The organism is Pelagerythrobacter marinus (assembly GCF_034375205.1).
Lineage (GTDB): Bacteria > Pseudomonadota > Alphaproteobacteria > Sphingomonadales > Sphingomonadaceae > Pelagerythrobacter > Pelagerythrobacter marinus.
The window spans coordinates 308450-334045 of sequence record NZ_CP139719.1; the positions used below are offsets into that span (position 1 = coordinate 308450).

General features: G+C 58.0%; 18 protein-coding genes and 3 pseudogenes. 15 read left to right on the forward strand and 6 right to left on the reverse strand.

Annotation, left to right across the window (positions count from 1 at the left end; translation table 11 throughout):
• Positions 1-15: 15 nt before the first annotated feature.
• The 5 genes and pseudogenes from T8T98_RS01480 (at position 16) to T8T98_RS01500 (ending at position 8535) form a co-directional block, all read left to right on the forward strand.
• Positions 16-1617, forward strand: coding sequence for a class I adenylate-forming enzyme family protein (locus T8T98_RS01480; RefSeq protein ID WP_082737147.1), 1602 nt, complete (start codon positions 16-18; stop codon positions 1615-1617).
• Between the two features lie 47 nt (positions 1618-1664).
• Entirely contained in the window at positions 1665-3851 is a 2187-nt protein-coding gene (locus T8T98_RS01485) for a TonB-dependent receptor (RefSeq protein ID WP_322295788.1), read from the forward strand.
• Positions 3852-4157: 306 nt separating this feature from the next.
• The gene (locus T8T98_RS01490) at positions 4158-5408 is read left to right on the forward strand and encodes an NAD(P)/FAD-dependent oxidoreductase (RefSeq protein ID WP_067186978.1); all 1251 of its coding nucleotides are present in this window, start codon (positions 4158-4160) and stop codon (positions 5406-5408) included.
• 616 nt (positions 5409-6024) lie between these two features.
• Positions 6025-7273 (forward strand): annotated as a pseudogene (locus T8T98_RS01495) (IS3 family transposase).
• Positions 7274-7905: 632 nt separating this feature from the next.
• On the forward strand, positions 7906-8535 hold the full coding sequence (locus T8T98_RS01500; RefSeq protein ID WP_082737149.1) for a TetR/AcrR family transcriptional regulator: 630 nt from the start codon (positions 7906-7908) through the stop codon (positions 8533-8535).
• Positions 8536-8741: 206 nt separating this feature from the next.
• Here T8T98_RS01500 and T8T98_RS01505 read toward each other — a convergent pair whose 3' ends face one another.
• Positions 8742-8918: a transposase gene (locus T8T98_RS01505; protein ID WP_228766238.1), complete on the reverse strand. Its 177-nt coding sequence runs from the start codon at positions 8916-8918 to the stop codon at positions 8742-8744.
• A 545-nt stretch (positions 8919-9463) separates the two neighbouring features.
• Here T8T98_RS01505 and T8T98_RS01510 point away from each other — a divergent pair.
• From T8T98_RS01510 to T8T98_RS01520, 3 genes and pseudogenes are all read left to right on the forward strand, one after another.
• A pseudogene (locus T8T98_RS01510) lies at positions 9464-10073 on the forward strand (transposase); the annotation flags it as partial.
• 60 nt (positions 10074-10133) lie between these two features.
• A protein-coding gene (locus T8T98_RS01515) for an IS3 family transposase (protein WP_089213974.1) occupies positions 10134-11274 on the forward strand; the annotation gives its coding sequence in 2 pieces (ribosomal slippage) (positions 10134-10375 and positions 10374-11274; 1143 coding nt in all).
• An 18-nt stretch (positions 11275-11292) separates the two neighbouring features.
• Positions 11293-11547, forward strand: a pseudogene (locus T8T98_RS01520) (integrase core domain-containing protein); the annotation flags it as partial.
• A gap of 214 nt (positions 11548-11761) precedes the next feature.
• Here T8T98_RS01520 and T8T98_RS01525 read toward each other — a convergent pair.
• The 5 genes from T8T98_RS01525 to T8T98_RS01545 form a co-directional block, all read right to left on the reverse strand.
• Positions 11762-14494 carry a TonB-dependent receptor gene (locus T8T98_RS01525; RefSeq protein WP_322295789.1) on the reverse strand — a complete coding sequence of 911 codons (2733 nt, stop codon included), beginning with the start codon at positions 14492-14494 and terminating at the stop codon, positions 11762-11764.
• A gap of 166 nt (positions 14495-14660) precedes the next feature.
• Complete coding sequence (locus tag T8T98_RS01530) at positions 14661-15731, reverse strand: acyl-CoA dehydrogenase family protein (protein ID WP_067182382.1); 1071 nt, start codon at positions 15729-15731, stop codon at positions 14661-14663.
• An 18-nt stretch (positions 15732-15749) separates the two neighbouring features.
• Positions 15750-16961, reverse strand: a complete 1212-nt coding sequence (locus tag T8T98_RS01535) for an acyl-CoA dehydrogenase family protein (protein WP_067182385.1) — start codon at positions 16959-16961, stop codon at positions 15750-15752.
• Between the two features lie 68 nt (positions 16962-17029).
• The gene (locus T8T98_RS01540) at positions 17030-17356 is read right to left on the reverse strand and encodes a 2Fe-2S iron-sulfur cluster-binding protein (protein WP_006834191.1); all 327 of its coding nucleotides are present in this window, start codon (positions 17354-17356) and stop codon (positions 17030-17032) included.
• Between the two features lie 28 nt (positions 17357-17384).
• Positions 17385-18647, reverse strand: coding sequence for a cytochrome P450 (locus tag T8T98_RS01545; RefSeq protein ID WP_006834190.1), 1263 nt, complete (start codon positions 18645-18647; stop codon positions 17385-17387).
• A 201-nt stretch (positions 18648-18848) separates the two neighbouring features.
• Between T8T98_RS01545 and T8T98_RS01550 the strand changes: the two genes are divergently transcribed.
• Genes T8T98_RS01550 through T8T98_RS01580 form a run of 7 tightly spaced genes read left to right on the forward strand, consistent with a single transcriptional unit; the run spans position 18849 to position 25534 of the window.
• Positions 18849-19577: a FadR/GntR family transcriptional regulator gene (locus T8T98_RS01550; protein WP_011415894.1), complete on the forward strand. Its 729-nt coding sequence runs from the start codon at positions 18849-18851 to the stop codon at positions 19575-19577.
• A gap of 50 nt (positions 19578-19627) precedes the next feature.
• Positions 19628-20770: an NAD(P)H-dependent flavin oxidoreductase gene (locus T8T98_RS01555; protein ID WP_067182388.1), complete on the forward strand. Its 1143-nt coding sequence runs from the start codon at positions 19628-19630 to the stop codon at positions 20768-20770.
• An 18-nt stretch (positions 20771-20788) separates the two neighbouring features.
• Complete coding sequence (locus T8T98_RS01560) at positions 20789-21544, forward strand: ubiquinone biosynthesis protein COQ4 (RefSeq protein WP_237233938.1); 756 nt, start codon at positions 20789-20791, stop codon at positions 21542-21544.
• On the forward strand, positions 21541-22713 hold the full coding sequence (locus tag T8T98_RS01565; protein WP_067182393.1) for a thiolase C-terminal domain-containing protein: 1173 nt from the start codon (positions 21541-21543) through the stop codon (positions 22711-22713). The genes T8T98_RS01560 and T8T98_RS01565 overlap by 4 nt, the downstream gene beginning before the upstream one ends.
• On the forward strand, positions 22710-23186 hold the full coding sequence (locus T8T98_RS01570) for a Zn-ribbon domain-containing OB-fold protein (RefSeq protein ID WP_006834185.1): 477 nt from the start codon (positions 22710-22712) through the stop codon (positions 23184-23186). Before T8T98_RS01565 ends, T8T98_RS01570 begins: the two co-directional genes overlap by 4 nt.
• A 6-nt stretch (positions 23187-23192) precedes the next feature.
• Positions 23193-24443 (forward strand): acyl-CoA dehydrogenase family protein, encoded by a 1251-nt coding sequence (locus T8T98_RS01575; protein ID WP_067182395.1) that lies wholly within the window; start codon positions 23193-23195, stop codon positions 24441-24443.
• Positions 24443-25534, forward strand: a complete 1092-nt coding sequence (locus T8T98_RS01580; RefSeq protein WP_067182397.1) for an acyl-CoA dehydrogenase family protein — start codon at positions 24443-24445, stop codon at positions 25532-25534. Before T8T98_RS01575 ends, T8T98_RS01580 begins: the two co-directional genes overlap by 1 nt.
• The last annotated feature ends 62 nt before the right edge of the window (positions 25535-25596 follow it).

Below are 25596 nucleotides of genomic sequence, written 5' to 3' on the forward strand. Positions count from 1 at the left end.
ACAGTTTCCGGCGAAATGGTATTTATGCAGATGTCGAAAACCAGAACCGAGATACTTCGTCGTCTCAGTGAAGGCGATCGAGCTTTCCTGCGCGAAGAATATAGTGATGTCGTGACCATGTTCTGGGACGCGGTAGAAGCTTGTCCTGAAAAGCTGGCACTGATTGAGGGAGATCGAAAACTCTCATACGAGCAGTACGGTTCTGCGGTTGCAGGTCTCGCTGCGCGCATTGGCGAGATTGTCCCGCCATCAGGCCGTGTCGCGATTTCCATCCCGAATTCTATCGAGGCAAACGTCGCCATTTTCGCTGCATTGAGCGCTGGTGCCGAGATTTCGATGGTCAATGCCGAATATACGCCGCGCGAACTTGGAGTGTTGTTCGGGATTGCGGAGCCCGATCTCGTTCTGGCGGGTGGACAGAACGCCACGGTCGCCGGTGCCACCGCCGGCAGCATTGGTAAACCACTAGCGATCGTGGGCGAGGGCGGCATTGCGATCGAGCAGTTGCTGGAAACGCCGCCAGAGCGGCCGGGACTCGAAATAACGGGCGAAAGCCCCTGTATAATCATGTTTACGGGTGGATCGACGGGCGCACCGAAGGGTGTCCGGCGCTCTCAAAGCTCGGAAATGAGCTGCATCAAGGCAATGCAAACCGCTTGGCCTACTCGCCTATACGAAGAAGTCTGGCTTAATGTTGCCCCCGTCAGCCATGTCTGGGGCCTGCACATGGGGTGCTTCAATCCTGTTTATGGGCGCGCTCCCCTCGTAATCGTTCCGCGCTTCCAGCCAGACGTCACGGCAGGTCTGATGGAAAAGCACAGGGTCAGCGTCTTCAGCGGTGGTCCGGCGGCTATCTATCAGGGACTCCTTGCAGCCCCTGATGCCGACTTATCTGCGCTGTGGCTGTGCCCTGGCGGCGGTTCGGTATTCTCTCGGCAAACCCTTCTGCGTTGGGAGGCCAAGACCGGCCTTCCGATACTCGAGGCATTTGGCATGACAGAAGGCGGCCCACTGACGGCGCAACCACTCGACGGCTCGCACAAGTACGGCACTGCTGGCCTCCCATTGCCCGGTATCGAGGTGGCCATTGCTGCGCTCGATGGAAGTGGCAAGCGGCTGGATCCGAATGAGAACGGTGAAATTTTGATCCGCGGAGAACGTGTCATTGAGCAATACATGGGCCTTCCACCATGTGCAGATGACGGATGGCTCCCCACCGGGGACATCGGATGTTTGACTTCGGATGGTTTTCTGACAGTCGTCGACCGCAAGAAAGACATGCTCATTGTTGCGGGATTTAATGTCTATCCCAGCGAGATCGAGGAAGTAATTTCCCAAGTTCCGGAGGTCACGGATGTGGCTGTAATCTCAGTGCCTGACGATCGCAAGGGTGAAGTGCCCTTTGCTTTTGTAGCAATCGACCAGGGGGCCGGGATTACTGAAAAGACACTCCTAAATCACTGCGCCGAGCACCTGACCAACTACAAGATTCCGCGAGCAATCGTCTTGCTTGACGAGCTTCCAAAGACGCCCGCACGCAAGCCGGACAAAAAGAGGCTCGAGAAACTGGCTAGAGATTTTTTGAGGAAGCAAGGCAATAAAATTACTGCAAAGTAATACAGGAATAGATTGCTAATTTTATTATGCCAAATTGGGGAGGTTTTATGAAAGTATACTTTTTAACAACGGTGGCTGCGCTGCCGGTTTTGCTCTGCCCGGCCGCAGCTTTTGCGCAGGGTGCATCTGAGGATCAAGCGGGCGAGTTCGCAGGAGCGACCGAGGCACAGGCTGAGGAAGGCAATGGGACGATTATCGTTACCGCCACTCGCCGTGAGGAAAGCCTGCAGGAAGTGCCAGTCGCGGTGACGGCAGTTTCTACCGAAGCGCTGACGACATCCGGCGTCGAGCAGGTCCGTTCACTCAACCAGCTTGTGCCCGGATTCAATGGCGGGCGCAATCAGAGCGTGATGCAGCCCAGTATCCGTGGCGTAGGATCCAGCGGCACCTCAGTGGGTGATGAATCGAACGTCGCCGTGTATGTCGATGGGGTGTACCAAGGCGATCCTTATTCGACACAGATTGATCTCGTCGAAGTTTCGCGGGTAGAGGTATTGCGCGGACCGCAAGGTACGGTATTCGGTCGTAATGCGACCGGCGGTTTGGTTAACGTCGTGACGCCGGATCCGCAGTTCGCGCCACGGGCCTGGGTAAGGGGAAGCTGGGGCCGACTGCGCGAAGACTCGAACAATTTCGACATCCGCGCCTATGCAACCGGCGGGTTGACAGACTCGATCGCTGCCGATCTGGCGGTACTGTACCGAAATCAAGATGGATACGCGACTGACTTGGTCAGCGGCGGCACAGTCGGCGATACCGAAATTGCTTCCATCAGATCCAAGCTGTTGTTTCAACCTAGCGACGATGCTGAGTTCGTTCTGACGGTTGCCTACGTCGATACGCACGAAGAAACTGCGGCGACCGCCCAGCCTTTTGAAGGCAACACCCGTGGCGCACAATTCGCCGGAGCGATCATCTCTGACGAGCCTTGGGAAATCTCGAACTTCGCCTTTGGAACACCGGGCTTGTCGGAATTCACCCGTCTCGATCTTGCGCTGAAGGGGCAGATTGATCTGGGCGGAGTTATGCTTGAATCGACTAGTTCTTATATGAAGACGCGCGTCCATCAGATCGCAGATTCCGATGCCACCAACATCCTCCTTGGTGAAACGAACATGCGGGTAAAGCCCGACACATTCACGCAGGAACTTCGTCTGATTTCGGACAATGCCAGTCCGTTAAGTTGGACTGCCGGCGTTTATTACTACCAGCTTGAGGGCGAGCAGCCGCTCATATTAATAAATCGCCAGGATACGGCGACCCCTGTTACGCCGATCACGATTGAACCTGAAGTCAAGAACTCTTCGATAGCGGTATTCGCCGAAGGAACCTATGAGTTGGCACCAAGGCTTTCGGTAACTCTGGGCGGGCGGTTCACCACTGAAACACGAAAGTTTTCTCAACGGATTAACGGGAATCAGCTCTTCTCCGATGCAGAAGAAGATTTCGATAAGTTTACCTATCGGGTGGCTGTCCAGTATGAAGCTTCACCTGACCTGAACCTTTATGCGACCTATGGGACAGGCTTTAAGAGCGGCACGTTTAACACGTTCAGCGCTTCCAGCGTTGCTGTCGAACCCGAAACCATCGAAGCACTGGAATTCGGCATCAAATCCGATCCATTCCCATGGCTACGCGCAAACCTTGCGACCTTCTATTATACCTATGACAATCTGCAAGTTACCGCGCGGGCGGCGGACAATTCCTTCGTTCTTCAGAATGCTGCAAGCGCGGAAATCTACGGCGGTGAGCTTGAACTTTCAGCAGAGCCCACGCGAGGCCTCAATCTGAGAGCTGCCCTGGCTTACACGCATGCCACCTACGATGAATTTGAAAGTGCGCAGGTGTTCATTCCTCAGCCCGGTGGGGGAAACATGGTTGCCTCGGCTGACGCATCAGGAAATCAACTTGTCCGTACGCCAGAATTCACTTTGACGCTGGGTGGTCGCTACACTTTCGATGCGTTTCAGGGTGAAGCATTTATCGGCGGCAACCTGTTTCATTCGAGTGAGGTTTATTACGACTACCTCAACATTTTCGGTCAGGATTCATATGAACTGCTTTCAGCCGAGATCGGCTGGATTAGCCCAGATGATGATCTGACATTCCGGGTTTACTCCAAGAACCTTACGAATGAAGCGGTGGCTCAACAGATCTCACCGGGTCCGCTCGGGGCATACATCATTTATGAGCGCCCACGCGAAATAGGTGCAAGTGTAGAATTAAGATTCTAACCTGACGGCTGGAGGGAACGCTGAATTAAAGTCAAGCTGTACTCTCCAGCATCACCTCGATTGGGGTCACGTCATTGGAGTAGGCGGTCTACTCACGCATTGCCGTGATTGCTGTAGGGGCGCTACATGTCCGGACCAGGCGGGGCTGGTAATACCAGAAAGCGCCCCATCCATGAACTATGACCGAAACGACGAGCCCCACAGCTCCGGCAATTGCACCGAGACTTCTCGGCTGTTTTGCCAGATGCCGAAATTTGAGCATCAGACGGGATCGAGCGTCCCAATCATTGAGGAGGACCGGCGTTGATTGATCGTTTCGACGTGCTGATTGTTGGTACTGGGCACGGTGGCGCCCAGACTGCGCTGGCGCTCCGCCAGAATGGCTTTGAAGGCACCATAGCCATGTTGGGGCGAGACAAAGAACCACCCTACGAACGACCACCTCTATCTAAGGAATATCTCGCGCGTGAGAAAGAGTTCGAACGCATCCTGATTCGCCCCGTCAGCTTTTGGAAAGACAAGCAGGTGCGCCTGATGCTTGGTAGTGAAGTCGTCGCGGTTGATGCCGATGCTCGCACCGTTGCGTTGCAGGATGGCCGAACGTTTGGTTATGGAGAGTTGGTGTGGGCCGCGGGCGGCTCACCACGCAAGCTAACTTGCGAAGGCGCTGACCTCCAAGGCATCCACTCCGTGCGCGACAAGGGGGATGTTGACGCAATCACGGGCCAACTCGGTAACGGAGCGAGGCGGGTCGTGGTGATCGGCGGCGGCTATATCGGACTAGAAGCGGCAGCCGTGCTACGCAAACTTGGCTGCACTGTCGTGTTACTCGAAGCAATGGAACGCGTATTGGCCCGCGTCGCGTGCGAAGCGATTTCCCGGTTCTTCGAGGCACAGCACAGAGTGCACGGTGTGCAGGTTCGACTCAATACAGTGGTCGACTGCATTCAAGGGGATGGTACCAAAGCCACCGGCGTGAAGTTGGATAATGGTGAAGTTATCCACTGCGACATGGTCATCGTCGGCATAGGCATTGTTCCCGTCGTCGAGCAACTTTCCGCAGCTGGCGCCGATACGCCTAATGGCGTGGCCGTCGACGAGTATTGCCGTACAAGTCTGCCGCATGTCCACGCCATCGGCGATGTCGCCCTTCAAGCCAACAGTTTTGCCGATGGTAAGATGATCCGGATTGAGAGTGTGCAAAACGCCGGTGGGATGGCAAATACAGTTGCGAAAAACCTGTGCGGAAGCCAAGTTCCTTATTTAGCGACCCCTTGGTTTTGGTCCAATCAATACGACTTGAGGCTACAGACGGCTGGCCTATCTGCAGGCCATGACAAGACCGTTCTACGCGGTGATCCGTTCAAACGAAGCTTTTCGGTGATCTACCTAAAACGGGGTAAGGTCATCGCACTCGACTGTGTAAATGCGATGAAAGACTACGTCCAAGGCCTTAAGCTAGTGGAGGCAAGGGCAGAAGTCGCGGTCGAGGCGCTGGTTGACTCTGAGACGCCGCTGAAGAATCTCATATCGGTTCTGAGAGGTGAGAAAAAGTGAAAACTCACGACGACTATTGTGAATGGCTACATCGTTTTCTCCCAATCGATGACTGATATCAAAGTATTAGGGATAATTATAATTGAACGCAAAGGTGTTGAATGGGGCGAAGGTGAACGAAAGCCTCAACCAAGAAATGGTCGAAGCGACATATTCCGGTGGCGAGCATGAAATGGCTGATCCCCGGATACCCGGGGCCGGTCGGCCCGTTGACCTGCACTCAACCTGGCTCGTTTGAATCCGTCCGATAACGCGGTTGGCCGCGCAACGGTTGTCTCGGCATTTGATACACCGGATGCTGATTAACGTAGCTCCCAAAATTTGCTCGGGAAAAAATCAAAGTCAAACCGCTTCGTTGCGCATGTGTTCGGTTGAAGTGTTGGGCGCCTTAGCGGAGCCAGTTGGGCGTTGCGGGAATAGCTGTTGCGTTATCAGTTCTGCGCCGAACGCCGCCGGATTTGCGTACACCAGAACAGTTGCGTTCTCTCCCGATTGTAGTCCTCGCCCAAGGCAGCGGCTCGATCCAGGCACGGGCTACTCTGCCACCTGAATCCTGGACCATTCGCGGTTAGACTTTTCTGCCGTAGATATCCTTGGCTGGCCGAGGAGTTATGGCATGAAGGCATCGGAGTTGACGGACGCGCAGAAGGCGTTCGTCATCAAGCAGGGTGAGGAAGGGACGCCGGTGGCGGAGATCTGCCGCAAGGCGGAATAAGCCGGACGACGTACTTCAATTGGAAGAAGAAGTACGCCGGACTTTTGCCGTCGGAGGTGCGGAGGCTGCGCGAGGTCAAGGACGAGAATCGGCAGTTGAAGCAGATCGTCTCAGACCTGACGCTCTATCGTGCGATGCATCAGGATGTCATCAAGCGTAAGCTCTGAGGCCGGATCGAGAGCGCGAGATCAACGACGAGGTTCGGCAGGACTTGCAGGTGACGATCCGCAGAGCATGTGCCATACTGCACTTCGATCCTTCGACCTATCACTACTGGTTCCGCCGCAACGATCCGTCATTTTTTGAAGGAGCGTATCAGGGAGACCTGCGAGACGCATGTCCGCTACGGCTATCGGCGCGTGTACTACATTCTTCGCCACCACGGTTGGGGCGTGAACATGAAGAAGGCCTATCGCCTTTACAAGGAGTTAAGTCTTCAGCTCAGGAACGAGAGGTCCAAGCGTCGGGTGAAGGCCAAGCTGCGGGAGGATCGATCGATGGCGATCCGGCCGAACGATGTGTGGGCGATGTTCTTTGTTCAAAACCAGCTTGCGACTGGTCGCAAACTGCGCATCCTGACGGTAGTCGACACGTTTTCGCGTCTGTCACCTGTGATCGATCCGCGGTTCAGCTACCGGGGGAAGATGTGGTCGCAACGCCTGAAAAGGCTTGCCAGAAGATCGACTATCCAAAGACGATACGGGTGGACAATGGCAGCGAGTTCATCTCGCGAGACATGGATCGGAGGGCTTACCAGCGCGGTGTTACCTTGGACTTCTTTCGCCCTGGTAAGCCCGCAGATAACGTGTTCATCGAAGCGTTCAACAGCAAGCAACGGGTGAATGCTTGAACGCGCACCGCTTCCTGTTGCTGGGCGAGAGCGGTGCCGCATCGATAAGCCGTTCGAGCCTGGGCTCCTGAGCGGGGGCGACCGCATCCTCAACCACGACGAGGCCGGAAACCAGCGAAGGCTGTGCAAGGTGCTTGCGAAAAGCTGGAGGCGTAACGTAGACACTACGACGAAGAGCGACCGCACAGCGCGATCTGGAATATCCCTCCGATCTTGCTGCCAAACTCAGCCGGTGCGACCAACCCACCGGACCTGAGCCAGGTGGAAAACTCCAGGCCCGCGTGGTCCAAGGTTCGGTAGGAGTATAAGCAACCGAATGGCTCTAATCCCAACTGGGGGACAGCCGGGGGTCTCGTCAGCTACCTTCATGAAAGATGATCACAAAAGGCGGGGCGTGATCCCTCCAAAAAATTGCGTTGGTGTTTCCAGGAGTCGTTTCAAGTCTCCTGCGATTCGATAGTATGCCGCCAACGAGCTCGTTTCGTCTTGATTTATCTCACGTGGACCCAATAAACCAACCGGGCTATCAGTGGCCAACCGTTGCCAGCCCCCATGTTGCCCATAGCTCTGGCAAGGCGACCTCGTGAGCTGATCAAAAGCCGTCGGATATTGAAACAGACTGGGTACACAAAGGCAGAACGGCAACTTCGAGCCTCAGAAAGGACCATATGGGAAAAATTGCGCAAGTGCCCCCTCTTCGCCGAGTGGTTACTCTCATCTCAACCATACAGGGGATCTGGGCCCCAAATCGGGCGGACCTCAACAATTCACTTGTTCACGCAATCTTAGCTCATTCTGCGCAATACTAGAAATGCACCGGACTTCGTCGCAGTCGTCGCAAAGTGGGGTGAGTCGACGCGTTGCTTTAAAGTTTATCTCCTGCACGAAAACGCGTTTTGGGTGTAATCTTACCTATCGAACCAGCGGATATCATGCAACCTTGGCTGGGCACGAGATTAGATATTGGGACATATATGCTTAACGATAAGGGTAAGAGTGGCGATTCTAAGCAACTATCGAAGGACGCATGGCTAAAACACACCCTCAAAACCATTGGCGAGGTGGGTGTCGCTAATATTCAAATAGAATCCCTTGCTAAAGATTTGAATGTTACAAAGGGTAGTTTTTATTGGCATTTTAAAGGAAGAGACGCACTTTTGAATGATGCCCTCTCATATTGGTACGAAACTGCAACAAGGATAATTGGTCGTGCCGCCAATCGCAGTTTCAGCGATCCTATTGATCGTCTAAGATATTTTTTCAGTTTAGCATTTAATCAAAGGTACGATGTCCCTGGTGGACCGGTTGAGCGGGCCCTGCAAGAATGGGCCCGGGTTTCTGAAGCGGCATCAAAAACAACCCAACGTGTCGATCAAGAACGGATTCGGTTAATTGCAGATGCCTACATCGAACTTGGAAAAAGCGAAGTCGATGCACGTCGAATTGCTACTATGGCTCTTGGTCAGATAATTGGCCTAAACGTTCTTTCGCGATCCGAACCCAGGGAAGATCTTACTGATTATAATAAAGCATTTCAAATTATGTTCCTTACCTCGGGATGACAGCGATTCAGCAGTCGTTGCTGGGGGATCGAAATGGCCGGCAACCGTGGTCACGCTCAGTAGTCCGCTCTGAATGACTGACCGGCTGACGCCCGTAGCTTCAAGCGGAGGGGCTGAAGCCATTTTTGTGGGTACGCCGGTCAAAATAGCGCTTGAAGATGTCATTGGGTGAAGTTGCCGGAGGTGGTCGAGAGGTAATCGCGTTGTCAAAAGCGCTGTTCCGAGTAGCGCTTGCGCATGTTTTCGAACTCCTGCTGGATTTTGCGCGAGGAGCGCCCCTTGGCCTGGCGCACGAAATCAGCGACCGAGAATTGTGGTGGGATTTTGACGAACATATGCCCGCAGTCGCGGGACAAGGACCAGTTGCTAATCTTCGCGCCCATTTGGGGCAGACCTGGCAGATGATTTCGCGCAATCCCAGTCGGACTTTGCCGTGCAGTACCCCGAGAGATACTTGGGTGCCTAGACGAGGTGGTGGCGATCGTGAAAAGTTGTGTGGCCGCCGACCGAAGTCGGAAGGGTAGCTCCCCGGGCGCGACACTAAATTTATGATAGGTGAAAATAGTTCCGTCCCTATTATCGCCTCTCGGGTGAGGGCGGAGGAGCCGCATCTCGACTCAGCTATTGCAGCAAGGAATGATGGACGTCTCATTAATCTCGATAGCGCCTCCAAGCTGAAATATACGGTCAAGGCAGGCTATGTCTTACGAGGGCTTGCCATTTCGCTGGCGTTTGAAACAACGATCTGAAGCTTCGCAGTAGTCCGCGCGAAATGAGGGGTGCCATCGTAAGGCAATGCAAACGTTGGACGAAACGCCTGCATTGAGTGAAGCTGTGAGGCTGTGGCCGAGTGTGATGTGGCCCCCTGATTTTCCTCCGATCTGGACGAGAGACCGGCCCTGTTGGAAGGACGGACGAGACGAAGTGACTGAGGTTCACCGAAAAGCAGATCATTGGCTTGCTTAAGGAGGCCGAAGCTGGAGCGAAGACCGCCTATTTGGCCCGTCGATATGGTATAGCGGAAGCGACGATCTACAACTGGAAGTCGAAGTATGGCGGGCTCGAGGTTTCGGAGGCTCGGCGGCTGAAGGAACTCGAAAGCGACAACGCGAGGTTGAAGCGTCTGCTGGCCGATGCAATGCTGGACAAAGCGGCGCTGAAGGATCTCCTGGCAAAAAATTCTGCCGCCGGGCGCGAAGCGCGAAGCTGTGGCTCATCTCCGGGACTGCCATGGGATGAGCGAGCGGCGGGCGTGCCGGGTCATCGATACCGATCGCAAGGGTGTGCGGTACCGTTCCACGCGGGACGTTGACGCTGAGCTTCGCGAAAAGCTGCGCGAACTGGCCAACCAGCGTCGCTGGTTCGGCTGCCGCCGCCTGCATTTCCTGCTGCGTCGGGAGGGGATCATGATCAACCGGAAGAAGACCCAGCGCCTATATCAGTAAGAGAGACTAGCAGTCAGGTGGCGACGCGGCCGCAAGCGGGCTATGCGAACCAGAGCGCCAGCACCGGTCCTGGCTCTGCCGAATCCGCGGTGGATGAGTAGCCCCTAGATTTCTGGACGCCTTCTATCCTAATTTTGAGGACAGGAGGCGACGATGGGGAAGCCCAACTTCAGTGATGAGTTCAAGCGCGATGCGGTGGCCCAGATCACCGAGCGTGGATATCCGGTAGCCGAGGTTTCGCAGCGGCTCGGTGTCAGCCAGCACTCGCTGTATGCGTGGAAGCGACAGCTGGGCAGGCAAGTGTCTAGCGATGCGAGCAAGGATGCCGAGATCCGCCAGTTGAAGCGCGAGTTGGCCCGGGTGACGGAGGAGCGCGACATCCTAAAAAAGCCACCGCGTACTTCGCCCGAGATGCAAAGTGAGGTACGCGTTCATTGCCGAGCATCGCGATCGTTTCGGCGTGCGGGCAATGTGCCGGTGCCTCGCTGTGCAGCCGAGTGGCTACTATGCTTGGCAGAAGAGCCCGCTGAGCCAGCGGGCCCGGGAAGATGCCCGGCAGACGGAGCTGCTGCGGCAAGCGTGGAACGACAGCGGCAAGGTCTATGGCTACCGCAAGCTGCACGATGACCTGCTTGATCACGGCGAGACCTGCTGCGCGAACCGCGTTGCCCGGTTGACCAGGCTGGCGGGCATCAAGGCACAGATCGGCTACAAGCGCAGGCCGGGCAGCCATGGTGGCAAGCCGTCCCTGGTGGTCGACAACACTCTGGATCGCCAGTTCGACGTGGCTGCGCCGGACCGGGTCTGGGTAACAGACATCACCTACATCCGCACCCTGGCAGGCTTTGCCTATCTGGCAGTGGTGATCGACCTGTACTCCCGCCGTGTGGTGGGTTGGTCGATCCAAAGCCGCCAGACCACCGATGTGGTGCTGCAGGCACTGCACATGGCGGTATGGCGGCGTAAACCGAAGCAACGGGTGCTGATCCACTCGGACCAAGGCTCGCAGTTCACCAGCATAGACTGGGCCGCCTTCATCCGGGCTCACAATCTTGAGCACTCGATGAGCCGACGGGGCAACTGCCACGATAATGCCGTGGCCGAGAGCTTCTTCTCCTCGCTCAAGCGTGAGCGCATCCGGCGCCGTACCTACAAAACTCGCGAGGAAGCCCGGCAGGACGTGTTCGATTACATCGAGATGTTCTACAACCCGGTGCGCAAACATGTCAGGAACGGGATGCTGTCACCCGTCGAGTTCGAACGGCAGCAGATTTTGAAAGCCGAAGGCGTCTAGAAAACTAGGGGCTACTCAAACGGCCGCATGCGCGACGAGCTGCTCAACGAAACGCTGTTCCTCAGCCTCGCGCATGCCACGTCGAGATCTCGGGTTGGGGTTGAAGATTACATTCGGGAGCGACCACACTCAGCCCTCGGCTACGCAAGCTCGGCGGCGTTCGCCGCCCGACTGAATAACCAATGGCCTGCCTCGCTACGCCCTACGGGCACCGCTACCCAGCCCATTGCTTCAGCCGCGCTCATGCGCAACAATGCCGCTACTAGGCCCTAATCCCAGCTGGGCGAAAGCTGGGGGTCACGTCAGTCCCTGCAAAGAGGGATTCATGCAGCGAACACCGCTGCCGGCCTCTCCCTATCACATCATCGACGATATTGAGCACACGGAACTTTTGTTCGGACGCCACCTAGTCGTGAGCAAATAAAAGTTCGAAAAAGAGGGCTCGACACAGCGAAGCGCCGAACCCTCTTGCAATTAGCGAGTAAGTTCAAAACTTGCCGCGCACGGTGATGCCGTAAGTCCGCGGTTCCGCAAGAAAAGCGGAGAACGTTTGTTGCGGAGCCACGAAAGGCGTGTTGAAGGCCACCTGCGTATACCCAACGTCAAACAAATTATTGACCCATCCCTCGATCGCGAAGCGATCCGCAATATTGGTTAGACCCACACGCCCGTTCACTACGACGAAGCTGTCCTGTTCCTTGCCGAAGATCAGGTCGGAACCGGTGTTGTAATCACCAGCCATACGAGCGTTCACGAAGACCAGGCCTTCGAGCCCACTGTCGCCGATTGGCGGCGTCCACGTAAGCGACGATGTTGCCACGATCTCTGGTGCATTCGACAGGTTGTCGCCTGGCAGCAAGCGTAGTGCGGGGTCGAGCGGTACCCCGGTATCGTCCCCGATAAGATTGTCTTCAAAGCTCGTATAAGAATAGGTGACGCCAAGGGTAATATCCAAATCACGAGCGGGCCGTAGATAGGTTTCGATCTCGACACCTTGAGCGATCACACCTGGTGCAACTTCATCGGAAGAGCATGCTCCGGTTGTCGCGCTTGCGTCCCTGTCGGCCCCGCCGAGATCGCTATCGCAACTATTGACCGTCTGCACGATGTAGAACGCCCCATTGAACGTGTTCAACTGGAAGTTACTGAACTCTTGCCGGAAGCCTGCAATGCTAACCCCGAACTCGCGTGTCGAGTATTTGAGGCCGATCTCATATGCATCGACTGTTTCTTCATCGAACTGCAGCGCGGCTGCCGAGATATTGGCCGGATCGAACGCAAGCGGATTTGACAGTGCAGACCTGTCGAGGTTGAAACCGCCCGCCTTGTAGCCGCGTGAATACGAACCGTAGACTAGCAGATCGGGAGTTGGCTTCCAGCTCAGGATAGCCGTGCCGGTAAACTCCTCTTCTTCGCGCGAGTCTTCGAGAGAAACTCCATCGAGCTCCGATGTCGAATTGCCTTGGCAGGAAAGGCTGATGATACCACCGGCCAGAGGTGCCAAAGTCGGAACACCCAGAAAGCCTCCGAGCAGATTGCGGTTTGTCGGACAAACCGTGTTGTCGTTGCGGAAAGTTGCGTCGAAGTCCTTGGTTTCGTTCGTATAACGAAGCCCCAGCGTCAAATCGAGCGTATCCGTGATCGCAAAGATATTATGCGTGAAGAACGCGAAGTTCTCACTCGTCTGATTGTAGACCTCGCTGACCGTTCCCAAATCGCTGATGCTTGCAAGGTTGTTGATACCTGCGAGGATCGCCGGGGTTGCAGCGCCGAATGCCGGGCTTCCGGTCAGCGTACCGTCCAATGCCGCCACGTTGGCACCCAGGCAATTGGAAGCCCCCGGATTGACCAAAGCCGGATTGATCGCGATCGCGATGCGGCACGCTACGAAATTGCCGTACTGGGTGCCAAACCGCAGATTATCACGCACCTGCAGTTCTTCATTGGCGTAATACGCGCCGATCAACCAATCCAGTTTGCCATCGAAGGCCTCACCGGTAAGGCGCAGTTCCTGAGTGAATGTTTCAAAGTCTCGAGCAAGAGCATTCTCGGTCGGAGCGCGGTAGAGAATATCGACAGTAGTGTAATCGGTGTCAGATCCCTGGCTGTTGGCATATTCACGGTAGCCCGTGATAGACGTCAACGTGACGTTCCCGAAATCCCAATTGATCTCAGCCGAAATACCGTAGTCTTCGGTTTCGCCTTCATAGCTTCTGCCTGGCGTAGGGTACAGGTCGCGGTTGAATGTGTCTTGGGTGAGGGCACGCGGATCCTGCCCAAGCGCAAGCAACACGGGAACGATCGGATTTGCGGTACTCGTCAGGGCGGCCCCATCCGATGGCCTCGTAAAGGGATCAAATCCAGCGCTGATCCGTGCAAGCGGAGCAAACTCGGGCTGGACGAACGTCGCGGCACAGCACGCTTCGTCCTTTTTGGAATAATCCCCGACAAGGCGAATGGACAGGTCGTCGTTAGGTTCGAACAGGAGCTGACCGCGGACCAGATAACGATCGCGATTGTTGATCGTCCCACGATTGGTAATATCGTTGTAGAAGCCGTCGCGCTCAAAATACACGCCGTCAACGCGCGCAGCTACTCTGTCGCCAAGCGGAGCGTTTATGCCGCCTTCGACGCGGATCGCATCATAGTTGCCATAAGTGAAGGCCCCGTATGCGCTGAAATCGAACTCGGGCGGTGCGGTATAGATATTGATCAGGCCTGCCGACGAGTTCCGCCCGCCCAAAGTACCTTGGGGACCGCGAAGTATCTCGACCCTGTCGATAGGGCCGAGCTCACTCAGGGCGCTTCCCGAACGAGAGCGATAGACTCCATCGACGAAAACCGCGACCGAACTTTCCAGACCAGGGTTGTCGCCGACCGTGCCGATACCGCGAATACGCGCGGAACCGTTAGCTTCGTTGCCGGTGGAAGACACCAGCAGGGACGGTGCAACCTGGTTCAGCTCACGTATGTCGCTGGCGCCCGAATTCTGGAGGGTTTCTCCGGAAACAGCTGACACGGCGACTGGAACATCCGCCAAGACCTGCGATCGCCCTTGCGCGGTAACAATGATTACGTTTTGGTCTTCGACATCGGCCCCTTCAACCAGATCCGCATCGGGTTCGCCAACATCCTGGGCGAAGGCGGCTGTCGGTGTGAAGGCAAGTGCCGCTGCCAATGCACCAAGGGCGCAATGGTGGCGTGATGGAAATCTTTTCATGTGCCTCTCCTCTAAGAATGTGCCCCATCCTAGGCACTAGTCGATGTTAGAAACGATGCCGATAAGCGCGTTTAATTTCAAGACTTGGTAGATGAATTGACGGATTATTTCACATTGTCGACAAGCATGTGGCAAAAATGCCATGCAGGTTACTACATGCAGGTTTCTAGTAGCCAGAAAGCTTGGAAAAACGGTCCTTTAACCAGCTCGACGAACCGAAGCTCGCTTCGAGCACGCGGGCGCGCTTGAGGTAGAAGCCGACGTCGTATTCGTCGGTCATGCCGATGCCGCCGTGGAGCTGGATGCCTTCGTTCGCCATCTTGTGCATCACGCGGTTGGCCTCCGCCTTGGCAATGGTCGCCGCACGCGCGACGCCGAAGCCGCCGTCGACGGCCTGGAGGCCCGCCTCGACCGCCGAACGCATCTGCGCGAGGTCGGCAAAGAGGTCCGCCATGCGGTGCTGCAGCGCCTGGAAGCTCGCCAGCACCTGGTTGAACTGCACGCGCTGCTTCAGATAGTCGAGCGTGTCGTCGAACACTTGCTGCGCCATGCCGAGCATTTCGGCCGCCGTGAGCACGCGCGCGCGGTCGAGCACGTCATCGAGCAGGCTGTCACCGCCATTGGCGAGCCTCTCCGCCGCCGCGCCGTCGAAGGTGACGTCGGCATGGCTGCGCTGGTCGGTCAGCTTGCGGGTGGTGAGCGCGACGCCGTCGCCTTTCTCGACCAGGTAGAGCCCGTCCTTGGCCGCAACGACGAACAGGTCCGCGCCATGCGCTTCATGGACGAAGGCCTTGGTGCCGCTCAGCTTGCCGTCGGACACACTGGTCTCGATCTTCGCAGGATCGTGGCTCGGCCCTTCGTCGATGGCGAGGGTGGCGATGGCCTCGCCGCTCGCCAGCCTGGGCAGCCACTTTGCCTTCTGCTCGTCGCTGCCGCCCAGAACGATCGCGCTCGCCGCGACGGTGTTCATCACCAGCGGGCTCGCGGTGAGCGTCTTGCCGAGCTCCTCGACGACGAGGCCCGCGGACAGGAAGCCGAAGTCCGAACCGCCGTGCTCTTCGGGGATGATGACCCCGGCCCAGCCCATCTGCGCCATCGTCGCATAGGCGTCGCGGTTGAAGGCTTCGGGCTCGCCGCTGGCGCGGACCTTGCGGAATTCGGTGACCGGGCTTTCGTTGACGGTCCATTCGCGCGCCATGTCGCGCAGCATTTCCTGTTCTTCGTTGAGAACGGCCATTGTCCTTGCTCCCCTCTCTTACTGGTGGTCGAGCATGCCGAGCACGCGCTTGGCGATGATGTTGTTCTGGATTTCGGTCGAGCCGCCGTAGATCGTGGTCGCCTTGCCGAAGAGCCACGCCCGCACGGCCTCGAGCTCCCCGTCCGAAAAGCCGTCGCCTTCCCAGCCGAGGCCCTGCAGGCCGCGGATTTCGATCAGCAATTCGCTGCGTTCCTGGCTCAGCTTGGTGCCGAGCTTCTTGAGCACCGAGCTGATTTCGGAGACGCCGCCAGCCGCCTTGCTTTCCTCCATCGCGCGGCGCGCAGTGAGCAGGAAGCTGTTCCAGCGGATCTCGAAATCGGCGATCTTGTCGCGCAGCACCGCATCGGCGAGTTCGCCGTCGGCGCCCGTCGGCTGGTACTTCTTGGCGATATCGCCAAGGCTCTGGCCCATCAGACGGGCGAGGCTGCCGCCGCCCGAGATGTTGGTGCGCTCGTGCTGCAGCAGGCGCTTGCCGATGGTCCAGCCCTGGCCTTCCTCGCCGACGAGGTTTTCCTTGGGCACCTTCACGTCGGTGAAAAAGGTTTCGCAGAACGGGCTGGTCCCGCTGATCATGGTGATCGGGCGAACCTCGACACCGGGCGTGTCCATGTCGATCAGCATGAAGCTGATGCCCCTGTGCTTGTCGCTCTTGTCGGTTCGCACAATTGCAAAGCACTTGTCGGCCCATTGGCCGCCGCTGGTCCAGGTCTTCTGGCCGTTGACGAGGTAGTGGTCCCCCTTGTCCTCGGCAAAGGTCTGGAGGTTGGCGAGGTCGGAACCGGCATTGGGTTCCGAATAGCCCTGGCACCAGCGGATTTCGCCGCGGCAGATCGGCGGAATATGCTCCTGCTTCTGTGCCTCGTTGCCGTATTCGAGCAGCGTCGGGCCGAACATCATGACGCCCATGCCGCCGATCGGGTTGTAGGCACCCGCCTTGGCGAATTCTTGGTCGATGATCTTCGCCTGCGCCTTGGTGAGGCCGCCGCCGCCGTATTCCTTCGGCCAGGTGGGGGTGCCCCAGCCGCGCGCGCCCACGGCTTCGCGCCACTTGGTCTGCGTCGGCGTTTCGTTGGTGGGGCCGTCCACGCCGGCTAGTGCGTTGGACTGGCCCTTGAGTTCGGCGGGAAAATTGTCCGCCAGAAACTGCTGCACTTCCGCGCGGAAGGCGTTTTCGTCGGTCTGGGTTGCGGGCTCAATTTGTGTGGCCATGGGCGTTTTCTCAAAGAATCGAGGAAAGACAGATAAGAATGTAGGCTACGGGGACGAAAATCCCTCCGTCAGTATTGTTGTTCGGGTAGGTGAAGAACCAATCCATCCAGCATCGGCTTCATCGGAATCTGGCAGGCAAGGCGACTGTATTCAGTGGTGCCTTCGGCGAACTGCAAGAGGTCGGCCTCCATTCCATCATGCATAAGCCGACCCACCTTGTCGATCCATTCGGGATCGACATGCACATGACAGGTCGCGCAAGCACATACCCCTCCGCAATCGCCATCGATACCCGGCACGTCATTGTATAGCGCCGCTTCCCTGGCTGTCTCGCCTTCTTCTATTTCGACCTCCCGTCGCTCACCATCGCTAGCCACGAACGTAATTTTGATCATCTTGAACTCCGCATTTCGATCTCGAGAGTCAGCGGGCGCGGAGCCGCACCGGCAGCCTGGTGATTCCGCGGACGAGGTTTGAAAAAAGACGCTCTGGTTCACCTGTAACCTCGACCCGGGAAAAGCGCTTGTGAATTTCTTCCCAGATGATCCGCAGCTGCAGTTCCGCGAGCCGGTTTCCCATGCAGCGGTGAATGCCATAGCCGAATGAGAGGTGATGGCGCGGATTTTTGCGGTCGATGATGAACTGGTCCGCGCGCTCGATAGCACTCTCGTCGCGGTTGCCTGACAGGTACCACATCACCACCTTGTCGCCCTTCTTGATCTGTTTGCCGCCGATCTCCCAATCTTCCAGCGCGGTGCGGCGCATATGAGTGAGGGGGGTCTGCCAACGGATGATTTCCGGAACCATTTTGCTAATGAGCGAAGGATCCGCGTCGAGTTTCGCGTACTCGTCCGGGCTTTGGTTCAAGGCGAGCACGCCGCCGCTGATGGAATTGCGTGTTGTGTCGTTTCCACCGACGATCAGCAGCATAAGATTGCCGAGAAACTCGAGGAACGGCATGTCGCGCGTGGCGGGAGAATGAGCCATCATCGAGATGAGGTCGTTCTTCGGCTCCTCGTTTATCCGTTCGTCCCACAGAGTCTTGAAATACATCGCGCAACCGATGAGTTCTTCGCGCCGCGCCTCGTAGGATTCGACGATCCCGGTTTCAGGTGCCGCAGTTGCTACATCGGACCAGCGCGTCAGCTTGCGCCGCTCCTCCCAAGGGAAATCAAACAAGGTTGCCAGCGTCATCGTCGTCAACTCGATCGCAACCTTATCCACCCAGTCGAAATCTTCGCCAATCGGGAGTTCATCGAGAATCTCTCCCGCGCGCTTGCGGATGATCGGCTCGAGCAGTTGCAGGTTGGACGGAGCCACTGCCGGAGTCACCGCCTTGCGCTGCTGATCGTGCTTGGGCGGGTCCATCGCTATGAACATTTCAAGTTCGAGCGCGCCTTCCACCGAATGCATGTCCTGGATTGCAATTCCGCCTAGCTTCGCTTCCGAAGAGAAGACCTTATGATTGGTGTCCACCGCCATGATGTCGTCGAACTTGGTAATGGACCAGTAAGGGCCGACATAGCTCTCGCGGCAGTAGTGCACAGGTTCTTCGGCGCGCAACCTGTCAAAAAATAGACCGATGGTATCGTTCTGAAACAGGCTTGGCCGGGCCACGTCGATTTCCTCGATCGGAATTGACGCGATCCTCGCCGCGGCATCCGGCTCGGCGATCTGGCTGTCCATAAGAACTATTCCTTCTACATCTCAGGCCTGATCGGCCTTCAGTCCTCCATAAGCGAGAAATCTCGTGCAGTCAATAAATCGTATACTCTTTTAGTCCCTTGCAGACACCAATCCCATCGGATAGTGTGCCGATCCAGCGAAGGTTGGCTAATATCCTTATACTGTTTATTCGAGAGGTGCGGGTGTGCTGATGAGTGGCGGATGCCAGCGGTGAAGAAGGCCAAGCGTGCCCTTTCTCTTGCGCAAAGCATCGTGCGGGACATCGAGGCGGGTCGCCATAACCCGGGTGACAGGCTTCCGCGCGAGGATGAAATGCTCGCGCGTTACGAGGTTGCGCGCGCAACTTTGCGGGAGGCTTTGCGGTTCCTGGAATTGCAAGGGGTCATCCATCTCCAGCTCGGCCGTGGTGGAGGTCCCGTCGTAGCCCGTCCGCAGACCGGCGATTTTGCAAGCAGTTTGTCATTGATTCTGCATTTCATGGAAGCCGATTTGCGTGGTTTGCTTGAATTGCGCGAAGCAATTGCTCCCGATGTCGCAGGGTATGCAGCCCAGCGTGCAACTACCGCTGATCTCAGCGCGTTGGCAGGGTGTCTGGCGGAATTGAGGCATCATGAAGCCTCTGATCAATTCGAGGAACTTAATCGCAGATTTCACGACTTGTTGGGTTGGGCGAGCGGCAATCCGCTGTTCGGTTTGCTGACCTCTGCGATGCATCTGTTGACCCGCGAGTTTTCCCATTCGCTGGGATATTCGGCACAGGAACGGGCGGTGCAGATGAAGTTTCTGGTGCGGGTGCTCGAGGCAGTGCGGACTGGCGACAGCGCCGCGGCCCGTCAAGCAATGAGCCGGTTGGTGGCCGGCTCTGCCGTCTATCTTTCGGAGCGCAGTCCCGAGCTGGTCTCGCAGCGGGTGCGATGGGGGCAGCTGTAGAATTTTCAATAGTTTGAGTGTGCGTTTAGGCAAGTGGCTGGAGAGGAAGAATGGCGTTGAAGAGCCGAATATGCGAAATGCTGGGGATCCGGTACCCGATCCTGCTTGCCGGGATGGGCGGAGCGAGCGTTCCGGCGCTGGCGGCTGCGGTTTCGAATGCCGGCGGGCTCGGGGTCCTGGGTGCCGCGGCGTGTTCGCCCGATCAGTTGCGTGACTGGATTCGCCAGACCCGGGAATTGACCGACAAACCTTTCGGTGTCGATACGCTGCTCCCCGCGTCGGTCAGGCGCGGCTCTGCCCCTCAAAGCGGTGCTGCACCCCAAAATCCCATGGATCTGATGGGTGAATATCAGCAGTTCGCGCGCGACTTCATGGATCGTGAAGAGCTTCCGGAGGTCGATGCTGCCGCCGCCATGCGGGCGGCGGGCGCGCCTGAAATGGGCAAGGGCGGCCCGCAGTTGTTCTCGAAGGAATTCTTTGAGGCGCAGATGGAAGTGGTGATCGAGGAAAAGGTGCCGGTTTATGCTGCCGGCCTTGGCAATCCTGAACCGTGGATGGATCGGCTCCATGCCAATGGCACCAAGGTCATGGCGGTGATCGGCAAGGTCAAGCACGCCGAACAGGTCGTCGGGTCGGGCATCGACATGATCGTCGCGCAAGGGCACGATGGCGGAGGTCACAACTCGCCGATCGGGACTATTTCCTTGATTCCCCAGGTGGTCGACGCCGTTGGCGATCGTGTTCCTGTCCTTGGGGCCGGCGGTATCTCGGATGGCCGGGGTGTTGCCGCTGCGATGATGCTGGGGGCAGAGGGCGCGTGGGTCGGCACGGCATTTCTCGCGACCGAGGAAGCGGGCATCGAGCGCTTCCAGAAAGAGGCGATCACCGAAAGCGGCGATGCCGATACGGTCGTTAGTCGATCGCTTACCGGCAAACCGGCGCGCATGATCCGTAACAAATGGGCCGACGCCTGGGTGCAGGCCGGAAAGGAACCTCTGCCGATGCCCTATCAGTCGATGATCTCCGGCCCGGTCATGGCCTCCGGGATCAAGGCAGAGCGCAAGGATGTCATCCCCGGCTTCGCGGGGCAAGGCATCGGCCTGATCGATTCGATCCGACCTGCCGCCGAAGTGATGCGCGACCTGGTCGATGGAGCCGAGAAGGCGTTGGCGTCCGCCGGTACCTACAAGTGAAGCGCAGGAGGCAAGAAGATGGCTTACGCCAAAGGTCATGAATTGCGCCGCCCCGTAGAGCCGCTGAAGGCGCTGGGGGCGATGAGGCAGCTGATTGCAGACAAGGAGGATACGGCGCAGGTGTTCCGTATCGTCAAGGCATTGTCGGGCAATTCCTATTATCGGAATTTCAATCTCTTCATGAAGTCGAGCGATGGGCGGCGCATCGCTTCCGACCGGGCCGACCTGCTTGAAACCTTGTGCGATCGCAAACGCCTTGCGACCTGTGCGTCTGGCACGCTTGGCCGAGCCTACCTCGATTTTGTTTACGGGGAGGGTCTGACAGCAGAAGGTCTGGCGGAAGCCAGCGAGGCCGGAGGTCTGGAGGACTTCGGCGACCCCGATGTTTCCCTCTATCGTCGGCGCCTTCGCGATTCGCATGACCTGTTTCACGTCGTCACCGGATACGGCAGGGACGCACTGGGCGAATTGTGCGTGCTGTCCTTCGGAAACGCGCAATTCTATAATCACGGGATCGCTTTCATCGTGGGCGTCGGCATTCCCAAGATGAAACTGGAAGCTGCCAAGTTGCCAGTGGCGCGCGCTGCATTTGAAGCGTGGCGCCGGGGCCGGGCTGCAGCCGATCTGACCACCTTCTACTGGGAAGAAAATCTCGATCGTCCGTTGGAGGATGCCCGCCGCGAGTTGCGACTGCGTCCGCCGGAGACCTATCAGAGGGTGCGCGCTCTTTCCGAACAGCTCGAACGCGATTACCAGGCGGTCAGGCAGGCATGAGCTTAAGCGACAAATCGGCCATCACCGGAGTGGGCGAAACCGCTTTCGTGAAAGGCACCGAGAAAACCGCGGTCGACATGATGCTGGAAGCATCGCGCAAAGCCATAGCAGATGCAGGGCTGAAGCCGTCGGATATCGACGGCATGGTTCCTCCGCCGATCTACACCACCTCGGAAGAGATGGCGGCTAACCTCGGTATCGAAGTTCTGCGCTATGCCTCTACGGTCCACATGGGCGGGGCGAGCCCTACCACGGCACTCCAGAACGCCGCGATGGCAATTGCCAGCGGCTTATGCGACCATGTGCTGGTGACGCTCGGGTGGAACGGTTATTCCGCCTTGCGGCCCAAGCCTGGCGCACCGCCGACGCGGCCGATGAACATGAACACCCTGACGAATACGATCCAAGGCTATTACATTCCGTATGGCGTGTTCCTGCCGGTGCAGATGTATGCCTGGCTCGCCACCCGGCACTCCCGAATTTACGATATCGGCCCGGAAGCGATGGCGGCCGTTGCACTGGCGTGCCGTCGCCATGCGCAGATGAATCCGCAGGCCTTCACTCATGGCCGGGAACTGGATGCCGAAACCTACCATTCCGCGCGCTGGATATCCGAACCCTTTCGCCTCTACGATTGCTGTCTGGAGACTGACGGGGCATGCGCAGTCGTGGTTTCGCGAATGGACCGCGCCAGGGACATGCCGCATGTTCCCGTGAGCATCGCCGGTGCGGCTGAAGGGCATCCTTACCCCGCCGACGATATCCCTTCGCGTCCCGACCCCTTCAAGATCGGCCTGAGCTACGCCGCGCCGCGCGCGTTCGAAATGGCGGGGGTCGATCGCGAAGACATGGATTTTCTGCAGATCTACGACTGCTTCACCTACGTGGTTCTCCTGCAGCTGGAGGCCCTGGGCTATTGCGAACCAGGTGGACAGGCAGAGTTCGTCGCGAATGGCCAGATCGAGCTGGGCGGGCGCTATCCCGTCAACACCCATGGCGGCCTGCTGAGCGAGGCCCATATTTGGGGACTGAACCATGTCGTCGAGGCGGTGCGTCAGTTGCGCCACGATTGTGGGGAGCGGCAGGTCGAAGGCGCCCAGACCGGCCTGGTGACCGGCTGGGGCGATCTGGGTGACGGCAGTATAGCGATTTTGAGGAGGTTTGCGTGAGCGACGAGAAAGATCTGCCGCCCAAGATGCGCCCCTCGGCGCAGGCCGCACCAGCCAAGCCAAAGCCGCGCCCGCAGGATCCGGTGGAGCAGGAATTCTGGAACCGGTGTCAGGACGGCAACCTTTACTTCCAGCAGTGCGAAGGATGCGGCAGTTTTCGGCATTTGCCGCGCTATATGTGCGCCCGATGCGGTTCTCCTGAATGGTCGTGGGAGCGTAGCACCGGCAATGGCACGCTGTTTTCCTGGACGGTGACCCATCAGGCACTGCATCCCGCCTTCGCCGGCGAGATTCCCTTCATCGCTGCGGTGGTGGAACTGGAGGAGGGAGTGCGCATGGCAACCCGGCTGGTCGATTGCGCGCTCGACGAGCTTGAGCTCGATCTGCCGGTCACGCTGGATTTCGAGCCGATCTCCGAAGATTTTCGCCTGCCAGTATTCCGACCCGTCGCGATCGCGCGCGCAGAAGGATAGACCAAGATGGATCTCGACTACGGACCCCAGTATGACGCGTTTCGCGAGGAAGTGCGCCAGTTCCTGCAAACCCACGGTCACCGCGCACCCGATGGCCAAGGCCGTGCCGCGCGCCCTTCCCCCGAAGCCGTCGAATGGCAAAAGCTGTTGATCCTGCATGGTTACACGGCGCGTACGATTCCCAAGGAATACGGCGGATACGGAGCCGAGCCGGACATCCTGAAATCGCGGATCATTGCCGAGGAATTTTCGCGCGCTGGCATCCCCGCAGGCCTTGCGAACCAGGGCATTTCCATGCTCGTTCCCACGCTGCTGGAACTCGGAACCGAAGCCCAGAAACAGCAATGGATCGAGCCGACCCTTAATGGCGAGATAATCTGGTGTCAGGGATATTCGGAACCTGGAGCGGGATCGGACCTCGCCGCGCTCAAGACCAGCGCCCGCGTCGAAAATGGCGACTTTGTCATCAACGGACAGAAGATCTGGACCAGCACGGCCAAGCAGGCGGACATGATCTTTTGCCTTGTTCGGACCGAACCGGACGCGCCCAAGCACGGCGGCATCTCCTACTTGATCTTCTCGATGGACACACCAGGGATCGAGGTCCGACCACTCAAGACCATGACCGGTCACGCCGAGTTCAATGAAACGTTCTTTACCGACGTGCGGGTTCCCCTGGACCAGATCGTCGGGCAGCGCGGGCAGGGGTGGTACGTGGCCAATGCCACACTGGGCCATGAACGTGGCATGCTGGGCGACCCCGATGCACTGGAAAACCGGCTCCAGGCGCTGGTCAGGCTGATGCAAAAAGAACGCATCGGCCAGGGTTGCGCAATGGACAACGCCGTTCTGCGTGACCGGCTGGTTGCATTGCAAGCCGAAGTCGCGGCGATGAAATTCAACGGCATGCGCATCCTGTCGAACAGCCTTAGGGGGGATGCCGGCGGCATGGCGAAACTTGTCGTGAAGCTGCAGAGCTGTGAGCTCGCCCATCAGATTTCCGCGCTCGCGATCGACGCAATGGGCGAGATGGGCATACTCTATCACGGAAGCGAGCGCGAGCGCGAAGACGGTGCCTGGCAGTGGAACTACATGTTCCAGCTTGGTCTGATCATCGGTGGAGGCACCGCCCAGATCCAGAAGAACATCATCGCCGAACGCGGGCTGGAAATGCCGCGCGAACCCAAGTTCGCAACGCCTCCCGCGGCCGAACAGGCGACGGCCGTTGCAAGCGGGCAGAATAAGGGAGCCGCCTGATGGATTTCGGACTTTCGCAAGACCAGGAGATGCTCTGCGACGCGATCAGCCGCACTCTTGCTGATACTTGTCCGCTCGATCATGTGCGCGAATGCGCGGAGGGCTCGGTTCCCTTCAGCGACAACGTGCGTTCGGCGCTGGGCGAAATCGGCATTTGGGGAATGATGGTTCCCGAGCAACATGACGGGCTCGGGATGACAATGCTCGATGCCGCCGCTGTGGCCGAGCAGCTCGGCTATGCCGTCGCGCCGGTGCCTTTTATCGGTGCCCATGTACTGGCACCCCTTGCGCTGGCACAGGGCGGTAGCGAGGAGTTGAAGGCGCACTGGCTGCCGAGGATAGCGAAGGGCGAGGCGCAAATCGCCGTCGCGATCGCGGAAACGGTGGAGATCCGGGACCGGGCAGGCGTGGACTTCGACGGCGCAAAGCTCGACGGAACGGCTTTGTTCGCGCTCGACTTCCTGGAAGCCGACGCGTTTCTGGTAGCCGATACCGCCGGTCGTATGCACTTCGTAGCTGGCGATGCTGCGGGTCTGGAGAAGGTTGCTCTCAAAACGATCGACCGGACCCGGAGCGTAGGGGAGCTGCGGTTTTCTGGCGTAGCGGGCGAGGCTCTCGCGGACGATGGTGGGGCCACAGTCAGGCGCCTGCGGGACGCCGGCCGGGTGCTCCTAGCCGCCGATAGCCTCGGTGCGGGCCAGGCTATGATCGAAAAAGCGGTCGACTATGCCGGGCAGCGCGAACAGTTCGGACGAGTGATCGGCAGCTTCCAGGCGGTCAAGCATATGTGCGCGGAAATGGCTGCCCGCCATGAACCATGCCGTTCGCTGGTCTGGTATGCCGCCCATGCGTTCGATGCGACGCCCGACGAGGCTTCGCTGGTGGCATGCCATGCCAAATCACATACGGGCGAAGTCCACCGTTTTGTCGCCCGAACCTCAACCGAGGTGCATGGGGGGATGGGTTTTACCGATCTCCTAGGTCTGCATTTCTGGTTCAAGCGAATCGGTTTCGACCGCCAGGTTCTGGGAGGTCCCGAAGCGGTCCGGGCCGAAGCAGCGGCCTTGCAGGGGTGGACGCAGGTCGCATGAGACGATGAATTAGGCGCACGCTACCGACAAAATCGTGGCCACCAAGGAGAGAGGAATTAATA